At 67.4% G+C, this 14,357-nt stretch carries 16 protein-coding genes and 1 riboswitch; of the genes, 5 read left to right on the forward strand and 11 right to left on the reverse strand.

Features of this window, described 5'->3' with window-relative positions:
• Nucleotides 1-766: pyridoxal-phosphate dependent enzyme (locus BMZ43_RS25365; protein ID WP_143075338.1), on the reverse strand; the 766-nt coding region annotated here is incomplete at its 3' end.
• Between the two features lie 263 nt (nt 767-1,029).
• On the opposite strand from BMZ43_RS25365, the gene BMZ43_RS25370 reads away from it, so the two are divergent.
• From BMZ43_RS25370 to dxs, 3 genes are all read left to right on the forward strand, one after another.
• Complete coding sequence (locus BMZ43_RS25370) at nt 1,030-1,272, forward strand: exodeoxyribonuclease VII small subunit (protein WP_064308488.1); 243 nt, start codon at nt 1,030-1,032, stop codon at nt 1,270-1,272.
• A complete protein-coding gene (locus BMZ43_RS25375) occupies nt 1,269-2,147 on the forward strand; it encodes a polyprenyl synthetase family protein (RefSeq protein ID WP_064308489.1) in 879 nt (292 codons plus the stop codon). Before BMZ43_RS25370 ends, BMZ43_RS25375 begins: the two co-directional genes overlap by 4 nt.
• A gap of 150 nt (nt 2,148-2,297) precedes the next feature.
• Nucleotides 2,298-4,229: a 1-deoxy-D-xylulose-5-phosphate synthase gene (dxs, locus tag BMZ43_RS25380; protein ID WP_093257709.1), complete on the forward strand. Its 1,932-nt coding sequence runs from the start codon at nt 2,298-2,300 to the stop codon at nt 4,227-4,229.
• Between the two features lie 33 nt (nt 4,230-4,262).
• Here the strand turns inward: dxs and ribA are convergent, their stop codons facing one another.
• From ribA to nrdR, 10 genes are all read right to left on the reverse strand, one after another.
• Nucleotides 4,263-4,886 carry a GTP cyclohydrolase II gene (gene ribA / locus BMZ43_RS25385; RefSeq protein WP_017639515.1) on the reverse strand — a complete coding sequence of 208 codons (624 nt, stop codon included), beginning with the start codon at nt 4,884-4,886 and terminating at the stop codon, nt 4,263-4,265.
• A 268-nt stretch (nt 4,887-5,154) separates the two neighbouring features.
• A complete protein-coding gene (locus BMZ43_RS25390; RefSeq protein WP_017639514.1) occupies nt 5,155-5,787 on the reverse strand; it encodes a retropepsin-like aspartic protease family protein in 633 nt (210 codons plus the stop codon).
• A 27-nt stretch (nt 5,788-5,814) separates the two neighbouring features.
• Entirely contained in the window at nt 5,815-6,324 is a 510-nt protein-coding gene (locus BMZ43_RS25395) for a phosphatidylglycerophosphatase A family protein (protein ID WP_017639513.1), read from the reverse strand.
• 23 nt (nt 6,325-6,347) lie between these two features.
• Nucleotides 6,348-7,304, reverse strand: a complete 957-nt coding sequence (gene thiL / locus BMZ43_RS25400) for a thiamine-phosphate kinase (protein WP_093257712.1) — start codon at nt 7,302-7,304, stop codon at nt 6,348-6,350.
• A gap of 14 nt (nt 7,305-7,318) precedes the next feature.
• Nucleotides 7,319-7,798 carry a transcription antitermination factor NusB gene (gene nusB, locus BMZ43_RS25405; RefSeq protein WP_026083666.1) on the reverse strand — a complete coding sequence of 160 codons (480 nt, stop codon included), beginning with the start codon at nt 7,796-7,798 and terminating at the stop codon, nt 7,319-7,321.
• Nucleotides 7,799-7,806: 8 nt separating this feature from the next.
• On the reverse strand, nt 7,807-8,283 hold the full coding sequence (gene ribE, locus BMZ43_RS25410; RefSeq protein WP_007161209.1) for a 6,7-dimethyl-8-ribityllumazine synthase: 477 nt from the start codon (nt 8,281-8,283) through the stop codon (nt 7,807-7,809).
• Nucleotides 8,284-8,392: 109 nt separating this feature from the next.
• Nucleotides 8,393-9,481 carry a bifunctional 3,4-dihydroxy-2-butanone-4-phosphate synthase/GTP cyclohydrolase II gene (gene ribBA, locus BMZ43_RS25415; RefSeq protein ID WP_093257714.1) on the reverse strand — a complete coding sequence of 363 codons (1,089 nt, stop codon included), beginning with the start codon at nt 9,479-9,481 and terminating at the stop codon, nt 8,393-8,395.
• Nucleotides 9,482-9,492: 11 nt separating this feature from the next.
• Nucleotides 9,493-10,155 (reverse strand): riboflavin synthase, encoded by a 663-nt coding sequence (locus tag BMZ43_RS25420; protein WP_007161211.1) that lies wholly within the window; start codon nt 10,153-10,155, stop codon nt 9,493-9,495.
• 142 nt (nt 10,156-10,297) lie between these two features.
• A riboswitch (FMN riboswitch) is annotated at nt 10,298-10,456 on the reverse strand.
• A 56-nt stretch (nt 10,457-10,512) separates the two neighbouring features.
• Nucleotides 10,513-11,637 (reverse strand): bifunctional diaminohydroxyphosphoribosylaminopyrimidine deaminase/5-amino-6-(5-phosphoribosylamino)uracil reductase RibD, encoded by a 1,125-nt coding sequence (gene ribD / locus BMZ43_RS25425; RefSeq protein WP_093257717.1) that lies wholly within the window; start codon nt 11,635-11,637, stop codon nt 10,513-10,515.
• Nucleotides 11,634-12,104, reverse strand: a complete 471-nt coding sequence (gene nrdR, locus BMZ43_RS25430) for a transcriptional regulator NrdR (protein ID WP_007161213.1) — start codon at nt 12,102-12,104, stop codon at nt 11,634-11,636. Before nrdR ends, ribD begins: the two co-directional genes overlap by 4 nt.
• 181 nt (nt 12,105-12,285) lie before the next feature.
• Between nrdR and BMZ43_RS25435 the strand changes: the two genes are divergently transcribed.
• Nucleotides 12,286-12,750, forward strand: a complete 465-nt coding sequence (locus BMZ43_RS25435) for a YbaY family lipoprotein (protein ID WP_017639507.1) — start codon at nt 12,286-12,288, stop codon at nt 12,748-12,750.
• Nucleotides 12,747-13,394, forward strand: a complete 648-nt coding sequence (locus BMZ43_RS25440) for a class I SAM-dependent methyltransferase (RefSeq protein WP_017639506.1) — start codon at nt 12,747-12,749, stop codon at nt 13,392-13,394. The genes BMZ43_RS25435 and BMZ43_RS25440 overlap by 4 nt, the downstream gene beginning before the upstream one ends.
• The last annotated feature ends 963 nt before the right edge of the window (nt 13,395-14,357 follow it).

Genomic DNA, 14,357 nt, shown 5'->3' on the forward strand with positions numbered 1-14,357 from the left:
GCCGGCAGATCTCGAAGGTATGGTGGCCGATCTGGGCCACGGCCACGCCGTCGGCGAACAACCCCACCCGCGGCAGGACCACCCGCTCACCAGCCGCCATGGCCTGCTGCAGGCAGTTGGAGTCGTCCGGCTCGACGCCTATAACCTTGATTTCGGGGCGCAGGTATTTCACATAGGCGGCGATACCGGCGATCAGGCCGCCACCGCCCACGGGGACGAAGATGGCGTCCAAACGCCCGGGGTGCTGGCGCAGGATCTCCATGGCCACGGTGCCCTGGCCGGCGATGACGTCGGGATCGTCATAGGGCGGGACGAAGGTGTAGCCCTGCTCCTCGACCAGGCGCAGCGCCTCGGCCAGGGCCTCGGGAAAGGCGTCGCCGTGCAGCACCACCTCGCCGCCACGGGATTGCACGCCGATGACCTTGAGCTCGGGGGTGGTGCGCGGCATGACGATGATCGCCCGCACGCCCAGTTCGCGGGCCGCCAGGGCCAGGCCCTGGGCGTGGTTGCCGGCGCTGGCGGCGATCACCCCACGGGCCTTCTCTTCGGTCGAGAGACTGGCCAGCTTGGTGTAGGCGCCGCGGATCTTGAAGGAGAACACCGGCTGCAGGTCTTCGCGCTTGAGCAGCACCTGGCAGCCCAGTCGCTCGGACAGCGCCCGCGCCGGTTGCAGGGGCGTCTCGATCGCCACGTCGTAGACGGGGGCTTCGAGGATCTTGCGGGCATAGCGCTGCAAGAGATCGGTGGCGGGTTCCTGGACGGTCATGGCGGGCTCCTGGGGTGTTTCGTCGGGGCCCAGGAGTCAGAAAGTACAAACCCGCCTCTTGGGCGGGTCTGGTTGCGCAGCTAACGCTGTCCCGCCATCAGGTAATGGCGGTAATAATGCTGGGGCGTTGAGGGCTGCGCGTTTTCATGACCGCTACCCTAGGGCCTGGCCGGGCACGGCGTCAAGCGGCGCCGATGGCTGTGGCACAATGGCTAACCTGTTGCCCACTTCCCGCGACCCGATCGCCTCTGCCGAGAATCCCGATGGCCCGCAAGAAAGCTCCCGACTTCGAACAATCCCTGGCCGAACTGCAGACCCTGGTGGAACGCCTGGAGAGCGGCGAGCTGTCCCTGGAGGACTCCCTCGGCGCCTTCGAACAGGGCATCCGCCTGACCCGCGAATGCCAGGGCGCCCTGGCCCAAGCCGAGCAGAAGGTGCAGATCCTGCTGGAAAAGGACGGCGAACTCACCGCCGCCCCCTTCGCCCCGGTCGGGGACGACGCATGATCGAGGCCTACCAGCAACGCTGCCAGACCCGCGTCGACACCGCTCTCGCCCCGCTCTTCAGCGCGCCCCGCGCCGAACTCGCCCGGCTCTATGCCGCCATGGCCTACAGCGTCATGGGTGGCGGCAAGCGGGTACGGCCGTTGCTGGTCTATGCCGCCTGCGAAGCCCTGGGTGGCGATCCGGCGCGCGCCGACCAGGCCGCCTGCGCGGTAGAGCTGATCCACGCCTATTCCCTGGTCCACGACGACCTGCCGGCCATGGACGACGACGACCTGCGCCGCGGCCGGCCCACCACCCACAAGGCCTATGACGAGGCCTGCGCCATCCTTGCCGGCGACGGCCTGCAGACCCTGGCCTTCGAGACCCTGCTGGCGGCGCCCCAGGACGCCGCGGTGCGGCTGGAGATGGTCGCGGTGCTGGCCCGCGCCAGCGGTCCGGCGGGCATGGTCGGCGGTCAGGCCATCGATCTGGAATCGGTCGGCCGGCGCATCGATCAGCCGGCGCTGGAGACCATGCATTTGCACAAGACCGGCGCCCTGATCGCCGCCAGCGTGCAGCTCGGCGCCCTGGCCAGCGAAGCCGCCGGTGCCGCCGAGCGCGACGCCCTGGCCCGCTATGCCGAGGCCATCGGCCTGGCCTTCCAGGTCTGGGACGACGTGCTCGACATCGAGAGCGATACCCAGACCCTGGGCAAACGCCAGGGTGCCGACCTCGCCCGCGACAAACCGACCTACCCGGCGCTGCTCGGGCTGGACGCGGCCAAGGCCTATGCCCTGGAACTGCGCGACACCGCCCTGGCGGCCATCGAGCCCCTGGGTGAGCCGGCTGAACCCCTACGCGCCCTGGCCCGCTATATCGTGGAACGACGTAGCTAGACGCGCTTCAGCGGAAAAACTCGTGACCCGGGCCGCATTTGCCCCCGGGTCCGTTGTCACAGGGGCATAACAAGACGCCCTGCCCGCTGTTGGGATGCCACGCGGGCATCGGGTAAACTGCCTAATTCTCTGCGCAAAGTGATCAGCCAGATGCCCAAGACGTTTCACGAGATTCCCCGCCAGCGTCCCGCGACGCCCCTGCTCGACCGCATCGACTCGCCGGTGCAACTGCGCCAGCTCGGTGACGCCGAGTTGGACGCCGTCGCCGACGAACTGCGCGCCTTTCTCTTGTGGACCGTGGGCCAGACCGGCGGTCACTTCGGCGCCGGCCTGGGTGTCATCGAATTGACCGTGGCCCTGCACTACGTCTTCAACACCCCGGAAGACCGGCTGGTGTGGGACGTCGGCCACCAGGCCTATCCGCACAAGATCCTCACCGGCCGCCGCGAAGGCATGGCCAGCCTGCGCCAGAAGGACGGCCTGGCCGCCTTCCCACGGCGCAGCGAGAGCGAGTACGACACCTTTGGCGTCGGTCACTCCAGCACCTCCATCGGCGCCGCCCTGGGCATGGCCATCGCCGCCCAGTTGCAGGGTATCGAGCGCAAGTCGGTCGCGGTGATCGGCGACGGCGCCCTTACCGCGGGCATGGCCTTCGAGGCGCTCAACCACGCCTCGGACACCGGCGCCAACATGCTGGTAGTACTCAACGACAACGACATGTCCATCTCGCGCAACGTCGGTGGCCTGTCCAACTACCTGGCGCGGCTGCTCTCCAGCCGTACCTACCAGCACCTGCGCGAAAACGGCAAGAAGGCCCTCTCCAAGCTGCCCGGTGCCTGGGAAATCGCCCGCCGTACCGAAGAGGCCGCCAAGGGCATGCTGGTGCCCGGCACCCTGTTCGAGGAGCTGGGCTGGAACTACATCGGCCCCATCGACGGCCATGACCTGCCGACCCTGGTCACCACCCTGCGCAACCTGCGCGATGCCAAGGGTCCGCAATTCCTCCATGTGATCACTCGCAAGGGCAAGGGCCTGTCCATCGCCGAGGCCGATCCCATCAGCTACCACGCCATCACCAAGCTGGAGCCGCTGGACGCCAAGCCCAAGCGCCCGGGTGCGCCCAAGTACTCCAACATCTTTGGGGACTGGCTGTGCGACATGGCCGCCGTCGATGCCAAACTGGTGGGCATCACCCCGGCGATGAAGGAAGGCTCCGACCTGATCCGCTTCGCCGAACGCTATCCCGAACGCTACTTCGACGTGGCCATCGCCGAGCAGCACGCGGTGACCCTGGCCGCCGGTCTGGCCTGCGACGGCATGAAGCCGGTGGTGGCCATCTACTCCACCTTCCTGCAACGCGGCTACGACCAGCTGATCCACGACGTGGCGGTGCAGAATCTGGATGTGCTCTTCGCCATCGACCGCGCTGGCCTGGTGGGCGAAGACGGCCCGACCCACGCGGGCAGCTTCGACCTGTCCTACCTGCGTTGCATCCCTGGCATGGTGATCATGGCGCCCAGCGACGAAAACGAGCTGCGCCGCCTGCTCACCACCGGCTATCGCCACCAGGGCCCGGCCGCGGTGCGCTACCCGCGCGGCAGCGGCCCCAACGCCGCCCTGGATCCGGGCCTGGAGCCCCTGCCTATCGGTAAAGGCGTGGTGCGTCGTCAGACCAGCCTGAAGAGCGGCCCCAAGGTCGGCTTCCTGGTGTTTGGCGTGCAACTGGCCGAAGCCCTGCAGGTCGCCGAGCGCCTGGACGCCAGCGTGGCCGACATGAGATTCGTCAAGCCGCTGGACGAGGCCCTGATCCGCCAGTTCGCCGCCGACCACGACCTGCTGGTCACGGTCGAGGAAAACAGCGTCATGGGCGGCGCCGGCAGTGCGGTCAACGAATTCCTGCAGGCCAATGCCCTGGTCCAGCCCGTGCTCAACCTGGGCCTGCCGGACAGCTACATCGAACACGCCAAGCCGGCCGACATGCTGGCCGAGTGCGGCCTCGATGAAGCCGGCATCGAGCGTGCGGTACGGGCGCGCCTGGCGCTGGCGGATCTGACCCCGGCCGGTCTGCGCAAGGAAGCCTGAGCGCAACCAGCCACTGGCCAGTAAAAAGGCGCCCTAGGGCGCCTTTTCCATGTCTTCGTTCTGATGCAGATTGCCGAGCATGTGGCCGAGCTTACCGGCCTTGGTCAGCAGATAGCGGCGGTTGTGCGGATTGAGGCCTTCCTGCAGGGGCACCCGCTCGGCGACCGGAATGCCCAGCACCTCGAGCGCCTTCACCTTGCGCGGATTGTTGGTCATCAGCCGCAGCGCAGTGACGCCCAGGTGTTCGAGCATCGGCTTGCACAGGGCATAGGTGCGCTGGTCGGCGCCAAAGCCCAGGCGCTCGTTGGCTTCGACGGTATCGGCCCCGGCATCCTGCAGCTCATAGGCGCGGATCTTGTTGAGCAGGCCGATGCCGCGCCCTTCCTGGCGCAGATAGAGCAGCACGCCACGCCCGGCCTCGGCGATGGCGCGCAGCGCCGCTTCCAGCTGGAAACCGCAGTCGCATCTCAGGCTGAACAGCGCATCGCCGGTCAGGCATTCGGAATGCAGTCGGCCCAGCACCGGCTCGCCATCGGCCACGTCACCGAAGGTCAGGGCGACGTGCTCCTTGCCATCGGTCTCGTCGAGGAAACCGTGCATGGTGAACAGGCCGAAGGGGGTGGGCAGTTGGGAGGCGGCGACAAAGACGACGGACACCTGCGGGCTCCTGGCGGGGAAAGACGTACATTGTAACCTTTTCCCCGGGCCCGGCGTCATCGCCAGGGGTTATGACGTCGACACGTAACGATCTATCAGAGCCTGTTCAAAATCTCGCGAGCTAGAGCCAAACAAGACCTAGGCGGCCCCACGAAAAGGGCTGAGGAAGCGGATCGGACCCGCGCTCGGGTTTACGAGTGGTAAATGAGCATTCCGAAGCCATTTTCAACGCGGTCTGGCCAACGCGCAGCAGATTTTGAACAGGCTCTCAGCGCGCCTGGACGTAGAAGATGCCCTGGGCCTCGCGCCAGCCCACGCGATTGAGGAAACTCATGCCCAGCAGACCCTGGCTGGGGTAGTTGCCCTCCAGCACCATGGCCTCCACCCCGACCACCTCGACATCACCCAGGCGCACCTGCTTGAGCGTGGTGCGCCAGGCGCGGGCATGACCGCTGGCGGTTTCCACCCAGCCCGGGGTGCCGTCGCGATAGCTGATGCCCAGCTGATCGGCCTGGGCGCCACTCAGGGCGACGCTGGTGGCGCCGGTGTCCACCATCAGCGACACCGGGCGGCCGTTGACGTTGGCGGTGACCTGATAGTGGCCGTTGTTGCTGCGCGGCACGCTGAATTCGCGGCGTTGCGGAGCGCTGTAGCCGTCGCTGTATTCGCGATCGAGGGCGAAGGCCTGGGTCCGGCCGTCGATGCGCAGCAGCGCCTGCTGGGCATCAGCACTGACCAGCTCGACGTCGTCCAGGCGCTGGCCGACTTTCAGCAATTTGCGCTGGCCATTGACGTTGACCACAGCCGCGCCATTGAACAACCCCACGACCCTGACCTGGGGTTGCGCCCAGGCGAGCGAACCGACGGCCAACAACAGGCCGTACGCGCCCAGTCTTTTCACTGCCCTGCTCCTTGGGCCTGCGTCTCGTCAGCCGACGAGATGACCCCAACCGATGTGTAATCCCTGGACCACCAGCCAGGCGAGAACGCCGGCCAGTACATCGTCGACCATGATGCCGACACCGCCGCGGACATTGACATCCAGCCAGCGGATTGGCCAGGGCTTGCAGATGTCTAGTACGCGGAAGGCGACGAAACCCACCAGCAGCCAGATCAACCCCGGGGGTGCCAGCCAGAAGGTGATCCAGATGCCGACCATCTCGTCCCAGACGATGCCCTCATGGTCGTGCACCCCCAGTTCCCGGGCAACCTTGCCGCACAGCCAGCAACCGAACACGGTCAGCAGCACCAGCAGCAGCGGATAGCTCCAACCACTGAGCAGCTGCCAGAGCGGCACGAAGGGCAAGGCGATCAGCGATCCCCAGGTGCCGGGCGCCTTGGGCAGGGTGCCGGAACCCAGGCCAAAGGCCAGGAAGTGCCAGGGATCGCGCCAGACCGACAGGGGGACCGGCTGGGCGGGGGCTTGGTGTTCGCTCACGAAAGGGACTCCGCTCGAAGACGCTAGAAGTGTTGGAAACCGGTCTGCGCCAAGGTCATGGGCTGACCGTCGGCGGCGAGGACAGCAACGCCGCTGCCCGCCTCGACCCGCCCGATCACCTGCGCCTGGGGCCAGGCGACGACCAGCGCCGGGGCCTGCTCCGGTGGCAGGGTGAAGACCAGTAGATAGTCGTCGCCGGCGCCCAGCGCCAGGCGCAGCACCTCATCGGCAGGGAAGAGTTCGGCCAGGGCCGAACTCACCGGCAGCCGCGCCGTCTCCACCACCAGGCGTACCCCGGAGGCGGCGGCGATGTGGCCGCAATCGGCCACCAGGCCGTCGGAGACGTCCTGGGCCGCCGTCGCCCTGCCCCGCAGCCAGAGGCCGAGGTCGAATTGCGGTTGGGGTGCCCAGTAGCGCGCCAGCAGGTGCCGACAGGCGTCGCCCTCCGGCGCGCGCTGGCCGAGGACGAAGGGCAAGGCCCCGCCGGCTTCACCGGGGGCGCCGCCCAGGCACAGCAGATCGCCCGGGCGGGCACCGCTGCGCAGCAGGGCTTGGCCCGCCGGAACTCGGCCGAAGACCGTGAGGGTGAGGGACAGCGGCCCGCGGGTGGTATCGCCTCCGACCAGGCGCAGCTCGCATTGCTCGGCCATCTGCGCGAGGCCTGCCGCCAGGCCTTCCAGCCAGGCGGGCTCGACGGACGGCAGGGTCAACGCCAGGGTAAAACCCAGGGGCGCGGCGCCCATGGCGGCCAGGTCGCTGGCGCTCACCGCCAGGGCGCGCTGGCCGAGGCCGAAGGCATCCGGACAGGGATCAGGGAAGTGCACCCCGGCGGTCAGGGTGTCGGTGGAGACCGCCAACTGCTCACCCGGGGCGGGTGCCAGCAGCGCGCAGTCGTCACCGATCCCCAGGGCCACGCCGGGTCCGCCGCGGGCGCAGGGCGCCGCGGCGAAATAGCGACGGATGAGTTCGAATTCACCCATGCCAGCGTGGGCGATCAGCGCTTGCCGCGCAACTCGGCGCTGCGCAGCTTGGGCGCCAGCTTGTCGAGCACGCCGTTGACGAACTTGTGGCCATCGGTGGCGCCGAAGATCTTGGCCAGCTCGATGCCTTCGTTGATCACCACGCGATAGGGCACGTCGATGCGCTTGAGCAGCTCGTAGCAGGACAGCCGCAGCACGGCCAGTTCCACCGGGTCCACCTCGTTCATGGGGCGGTCCAGACAGGGCAGGATCAAGCCGTCGATCTCACCCTTGTTGGCCGGGACGCCATGCAGGACTTCATGGAAGTAGGCGCCGTCGACCTTGGCGAAATCGTTGTCGACGCGAAACTGCGCCTCGATCTCGTTGATCGCCTGGCCCGCCATGTGCCACTGGTACAGGGCCTGGACCGACAGGCTGCGCGCTTCGCGACGGGCAGCCAATTTGCCGGTGGGGGCCTTCTTGCCTGCGGGCTTGCCGGCCGCGGGCGGAGTCAGATCGCCGCTCACTTGGCCTCCAGCTGCGCCAGCAGGCTGACCATTTCCAGAGCGGACAGGGCCGCTTCGGCGCCCTTGTTGCCGGCCTTGGTGCCGGAGCGCTCGATGGCCTGCTCGATGGAGTCGACGGTGAGAACGCCAAAGGACACCGGTACGCCGAATTCCATGGAGACCTGGGCCAGACCCTTGGTGCACTCGCCGGCCACGTACTCGAAGTGGGGGGTGCCGCCACGGATCACCGCGCCGAGGGCGATGATGGCGTCGAATTCGTCGCGCTGGGCGATCTTCTGCACCGCCAACGGGATCTCGAAGGCGCCGGGGACGCGGATGATGGTCAGGTCGTCCGGCTTGATGCCGTGACGCACCAGGGCGTCGATGGCGCCCTGCAGCAGGCTTTCGACGACGAAGCTGTTGAAACGACCGACCACCAGGGCGAAGCGGCCCTGGGGAGCGATGAAGGTGCCTTCAAAGGTCTTGATGTTCATGTGCGGGTCCAGTTGTCAAAGAGCCGGACGGCCGGCAGTGCCAGGCCGTCCGTGGAAATCCAGGTGAAGCGCGCCATGCCACCCGGGCGGGGCGCGCCAGGCGGAAGGGTCATTCTTCAGGAGGCAGATAGTCTACTACTTCCAGGTCGAAGCCGGATATGGCATTGAACTTCATCGGCGAGCTGAGCAGGCGCATCTGACGAATGCCTAGGTCACGCAGGATCTGCGAACCGGCGCCGACGGTGCTGTAGGTGGACAGCGCCTTGGGTACCGGCAGCGGCTCGCGCAGATGCGCCAGCAGGTCGTCGCCCTCGATCGAGTGACCGAGCAGCAGCACCACGCCGGCGCCTTCACGGGCGACCCGCTCCATGGCGCTGCGCAGGCTCCAGCGCCCCGGCTGGTGCACCTGCAGCAGGTCGCGCAACGGATCCATGTTGTGCACCCGCACCAGCGGCAGCTCCTGGCTGGCCAGGTCGCCACGGATCAGTGCCAGGTGGACGTCGCCCTCCACCTCGTCGCGGTAGGTCACCAGCTTGAACGGCCCGAGTTCGGTCTCCAGCTGCTGCTCGTCGATGCGCTTGACGGTGTGCTCGTGGAGCAGGCGGTAGTGGATCAGATCGGCAATGGTGCCGACCTTGAGGCCATGCTGCTCGGCGAAGGCTTCGAGTTCGTCGCGCCGGGCCATGGTGCCGTCGTCGTTCATCACCTCGCAGATCACGCCGCTCTCGGCGAAACCGGCCATGCGCGCCAGGTCGCAGGCCGCCTCGGTGTGGCCGGCACGGGCCAGCACGCCGCCGGGCTGGGCCATCAGCGGGAACATGTGGCCGGGGCTGACCACGTCGCCGGGCCTGGCGTCCTTGGCGATGGCGGCCTGCACGGTGCGGGCGCGGTCGGCCGCGGAGATGCCGGTGCTGATGCCCTCGGCAGCCTCGATGGAGACGGTGAACTTGGTGCCGAAGCCGGAGGCGTTGCGGCTGGCCATCATCGGCAGGTTGAGGCGTTCGCAGAGACCCTTGCTCATGGGCATGCAGATCAGGCCCCGGGCATGGCGGGCCATGAAGTTGATGTGTTCGGCGGTGACGCATTCGGAGGCGATGATGATGTCGCCTTCGTTCTCGCGGTCCTCGTCGTCCATGAGGATGACCATCTTGCCCGCGCGGATGTCCTGGATGATGTCTTCGATGCTGGAAAGTGCCACGGTGTCGTCCTTTAGCGCTGCAGATAGCCGTGTTCGGCGAGAAAGTGTTCGGTGACGCCGCCCTTGCTGGACTCGGCGGCCTTGTCGCCCAGCAGCAGGCGCTCCAGGTAGCGGGCCAGCAGGTCCACCTCCAGGTTCACCCGCCGCCCGGGGCGGTAGTCGGCCATGATGGTCTCGCCGAGGGTGTGGGGTACGATGGTCAGCTCGAATTCGGCGCCGTCCACCGCGTTCACCGTGAGGCTGACGCCGTCCACGGTGATCGAGCCCTTGAGGGCGATGTAACGAGCCAGTTCGGCCGGGGCACGCAGGCGAAACTGCACGGCACGGGCGTTATCGGCGCGGGAGACCACTTCGCCGAGGCCGTCCACGTGGCCGCTGACCAGGTGGCCGCCGAGGCGACTGGTGGGCATTAGCGCCTTTTCCAGGTTGACCCGGCTGCCGGGCTTGAGACCGCCCAGGCTGGTGAGGCTCAGGGTCTCGCGACTGACGTCGGCCCAGAAGCCGTCGCCGGGCAATTCCACGGCGGTGAGGCAGACCCCGTTGACGGCGATGCTGTCGCCGAGCTTGACGTCGGCAAGGTCGAGCTTGCCGGTGGCGACGTAGAGGCGCACGTCGCCGCCCTTGGGCGTGAGGGCGCGGATCTCGCCGAGGGCTTCGATGATTCCGGTAAACATCAGCTCAGGCCTCCGAGAGGTAGAGCCAGAAAGGCGGTGCAGCTAGACATCGACGAACTCCTGTTTCGGTGAAAAAACAGGGCGCACGGACAGAAGGGAAATCAGACGGACGAGGGGCTCGCACCCCTGCCAGGCGAGGCTATCCCGTTCTCTCTCATCCGGACTATGACCGTCGGCCCCGGAATCCAACCGGGTCTGCTGACCTCCCCCGCCGCAGAGGACGAGGGAGCGCTCGCGGGCTTGTCCCGACTGATCGGGCATTACCGCCGGTGGGGAATTGCACCCCGCCCTGAGAACTCGCCGCCCGAGGGCAGCGCAGGTTTTGTAACACAGTTCGCCGCCGCGGGGCCAGGGGCGTCAGGTGTCGCGCCGGGGTCGGGCGATCAGGTGCAGGTCCGCGCCCACCGGCGTGGCGCTGATGATCTCCAGCTGCGGAGCCTGGGCCAGGTGCTGCAGCGGCCAGTCCAGTAGCGGTCGGGCGCTGGAACCCAGGAACTTGGGAGCCAGGAACAGGTGATATTCGTCGACCAGCCCGGCCTGGGCGAAGGCACCGGCCAGGCGTGGCCCGGCCTCCACCAGGACGTCGTTGACCTGCTCGCCGCCCAGTCGGGTCAGCAAGGCGGCCAGATCGACCTGGCCCTGGGCGCCGGGCAGCGCCAGGTAGTCATGACCGGCCACCGCATAGGCGGGCGCCTCGTCCGCCATACCGGCGACGCGTGCCGCGCCGGCCTGAAAGAAGGGTGCCTCCAGCGGTACCCGGCCACGGCCGTCCACCAGCAGCCGCTGCGGCGTGCGCAGGGTGGCCAGTTCCAGTTCGTCTCCGCTCAGGCCCAATTCGCTCGGGCGCACGGTCAGGCGGGCACCATCGGCCAGCACGGTATCGGCGCCGGTGATCACGACTCCTGCTTCGGCCCGTAGCCGCTGAACACTCTGGCGCGCCGCCGGCCCGGTGATCCACTGGCTTTCGCCATTGGCCATGGCGGTGCGGCCATCCAGACTCAGGGCCAACTTGACCCGCACGAAGGGCCGCCCGGTGAGCATGCGCTGGATGAAGCCAGCGTTGAGCGCTCGCGCTTCGGCTTCCAGCACTCCGGCGCGGGCGGCGATGCCAGCGGCGGCGAGCCGCTCCAGGCCACGGCCAGCCACCAGCGGATTGGGATCGGTCATGGCCGCCACCACTTCGGCCACGCCAGCCGCGACCAGGGCATCGGCGCAGGGCGGGGTGCGGCCATGGTGGCTGCAGGGCTCCAGCGTCACATAGGCAGTGGCGCCGCGGGCGGCCTCCCCTGCCTGGCGCAGCGCATGCACCTCGGCATGGGGGCCGCCGGCCTGGCGGTGCCAGCCCTCGCCCACCACCTGGCCGTCACGGACGATCACGCAGCCCACCCGCGGATTGGGCGCCGTGCTGTAGCGGCCGAGCGCCGCCAGCGCCAGGGCGCGGGCCATCCAGAATTCGTCGTTCATCCCGTTGGCGGCGCTCATACCGGCTGCTTGCCCGGATCCTGGGCCAGCCGCTCGATTTCGTCGCGGAATTCGGCCAGGTCCTGGAATTGCCGATAGACCGAGGCGAAGCGGATATAGGCCACCTGGTCCAGCTTGCGCAACTCGTCCATCACCAGTTCGCCCACCACCCGGGAACGGATCTCCCGCTCGCCGGTGGCGCGCAGCCGGTGCTTGATCAAGGCGATGGCCTCTTCCAGGCGCTCGACGCTGACCGGTCGCTTCTCCAGGGCGCGCTGCATGCCGGCGCGCAACTTGTCCTCGTCGAAGGGCTGGCGGGTGCCGTCCTGCTTGATCAGCCGCGGCAGCACCAGTTCGGCGGTTTCGAAGGTGGTGAAGCGTTCCTGGCAGGCCAGACATTCACGCCGCCTGCGCACCTGCTCGCCGGCCGCAACCAGCCGGGAATCCGTGACCTTGGTGTCGTGGGCGCCGCAGAAGGGACAATGCATGGAGGAGTCGACCGCCGGAAGGGAAAGCCTTCATGGTACCCGATCGCCCCCTGCCGGGAACCTCCGGGTACCGGACGAATCGACAGCCAGGAGCCGCCGGGCTATAAGAGCGCCCTGTGTTCGACGACCCCTTTCCAGCCTCCCGTGCCGCCCTCGCCGGTGGCGACCTCCGGATCCTGCCATGACCCCACGCGTCCTCCTGCCCCTGCTGTTCACCGGTCTGCTCGTGGCGTGCTCCAGCCCACCCGAAACCACGCCGCCGCAGCCCACCACCCCGGCCGACGAGCCGGTTCCGGTGGCGGGCGCTCCCACCCCGGCCAATCTGCGCGAGATCTCCGGGGTGCTGCGCAATGCCCAGGGCCTGGTCCCGGCCGGCGCCCAGGTCGAGATCGCCCTGCTGGCGGTCAACGCCAAGGGCCTGCCCCAGCGCCTGCTGGCCAGCGAGACGGTGACCGGCAAGGGCGCGCCCCTGGCCTTCCGCCTGCCCTTCAATCCCGAGATCTTTCCCACCCGCCCGGATCTCAAGGTGGAATTCCACGCCCGCCTGATCCAGGCCGGGCAACTGGCCAGCTACCTGCCACCGGTCGGTGTGGGCGGGCCGACCACGCAGAATCTCGGTGAACTGGTGCTGAACCAGACCCCGTGACGCCCCCTGCCGATCTCGCCGTCGCCCTGACGGCCCTGCTGGGCGACGCCCGCCTCACCTTGCAGGCATTGCCAAATAGCGACCTATCGCTATGGCTGATCGATCCGGCCAACATGACGCGCGCCTTTTCCCCGGCGGAAACCCAGCGCCTGCTGGAGGCACCGCCCTACTGGGCCTTCTGCTGGGCCAGCGGTCTGGCCCTGGCGCGCTGGATCGTCGCCCATCCCGAGCACGTCGCCGGGCGCCAAGTGCTGGATTTCGGCAGCGGCTCGGGCATCGCCGGACTCGCCGCCGCCCGGGCCGGCGCGGCACGAGTGGTCTGCTGCGATCTCGACCCGCTGGCATTGAAAGCCTGCCGTGCCAATGCCCAGGCCAACGCCGTGCAGATCGAGACGCTGGACGATCTGCACGCCAGCACCGAGCGCTTCGATCTCATCCTGGCCGCCGATGTGCTCTACGACCGTGCCAACCTGCCGCTACTAGCGCTCCTGCAGACGCGTGCAGAACGGATCCTGCTGGCCGACTCGCGGGTGCGCGACCTGGCCCACCCCGGCTTCACCCGCATCACCGAACTCCAGGCCTGCACCCTGCCGGATCTGGCCGAGCCGGAGGAATTCCGCCGCGTGGCGCTCTACCAGGGCTGAGCCGAGCCTCCTTGTTTCCAAGCCCGGCGCCCCCACCTATAGTGCATCTTTCGGTGCGACACGAATGCTCGTGTTGTGCTTGGTCGACTAGCTTAGTCTTGGCGCCGAAACCCTTGTTCTACAGGGGTTTGAAGCCTAAATAAAGCACGAGAGCCGGCTCTGCCGCGCCTGATTCGACCCACTTGTGGGGACAATGCGATCCCTGCTTGCCAGGGTAAGTACGTCTCAAATTTGGCCACTTTTGGCTATAAATTGATCAATCAGACGTAACAGAGAGCAATTTCCGCCAACGAAATTGTATCTAAATGTAACAAGACTCCCTGCGGGTGATTTGACCCCGCAAGGGGTCAATCCATCTCTGGGATGCCTTGGTCTCATTTGGCCCATGCCAACGTCGTGAGACGCTAGGGTATCTCGTCCAAGCACGGAGCAACCGCTCCGCTTGTGCATTGCTCAACCTTGCTAATACAGGGGGTACCGAGCCTGGCATGTACCTGCCAGTTCACTACATCGGCATGCGTCGGGGGCCAACCCTGAGGTGTGAAGCCCGATGGACAACGTCCTATCCCTCACGGGACACGCAGGTCTGGCAACAGCAGCGTGACGCTTCCGAATTGCACGGAGGCAAGGGGCTAGTGACCCAACCCGTATGGTTAACGCATGTGAATCATCGTTCGAACCCTCGTAAGCACTACTGGGCCTACGGCAATTTATGGGCCCTGGCCAAAATCGGCAAAGCAGATCGGCGCTCGCTGTCGAAAGAAGCGACGCGGTACCACTACGACTGCCGGGGGAAAGATGGAACCTAACCGGGGAATCGATGCGCAGCGGGGAACGTGGCAATCCCGACCACCCGCCTAACCAGCAACATCGGAAGGCAGGCAATCCGCAAGGAAAGCTGTTGGGTGTGGGGAATGGGAGGGTGCAAAAAGCGAATGGCTGTCTGTAATGGGCGGCATATCG

It is taken from the genome of Pseudomonas sp. Snoq117.2, assembly GCF_900110545.1.
Lineage (GTDB): Bacteria > Pseudomonadota > Gammaproteobacteria > Pseudomonadales > Pseudomonadaceae > Chryseomonas > Chryseomonas benzopyrenica.

What these genes read in the sequence shown, in the direction of transcription:
- BMZ43_RS25420 (WP_007161211.1), bottom strand. Translation starts at nt 10,155, where the DNA reads ATGTTTACCGGAATCATCGAAGCCCTCGGCGAGATCCGCGCCCTCACG.
- dxs (WP_093257709.1), top strand. Translation starts at nt 2,298, where the DNA reads ATGCCCAAGACGTTTCACGAGATTCCCCGCCAGCGTCCCGCGACGCCC.
- ribD (WP_093257717.1), bottom strand. Translation starts at nt 11,637, where the DNA reads ATGAGCGCCGCCAACGGGATGAACGACGAATTCTGGATGGCCCGCGCC.
- BMZ43_RS25370 (WP_064308488.1), top strand. Translation starts at nt 1,030, where the DNA reads ATGGCCCGCAAGAAAGCTCCCGACTTCGAACAATCCCTGGCCGAACTG.
- BMZ43_RS25375 (WP_064308489.1), top strand. Translation starts at nt 1,269, where the DNA reads ATGATCGAGGCCTACCAGCAACGCTGCCAGACCCGCGTCGACACCGCT.
- thiL (WP_093257712.1), bottom strand. Translation starts at nt 7,304, where the DNA reads ATGGGTGAATTCGAACTCATCCGTCGCTATTTCGCCGCGGCGCCCTGC.
- nrdR (WP_007161213.1), bottom strand. Translation starts at nt 12,104, where the DNA reads ATGCATTGTCCCTTCTGCGGCGCCCACGACACCAAGGTCACGGATTCC.
- ribE (WP_007161209.1), bottom strand. Translation starts at nt 8,283, where the DNA reads ATGAACATCAAGACCTTTGAAGGCACCTTCATCGCTCCCCAGGGCCGC.
- BMZ43_RS25435 (WP_017639507.1), top strand. Translation starts at nt 12,286, where the DNA reads ATGACCCCACGCGTCCTCCTGCCCCTGCTGTTCACCGGTCTGCTCGTG.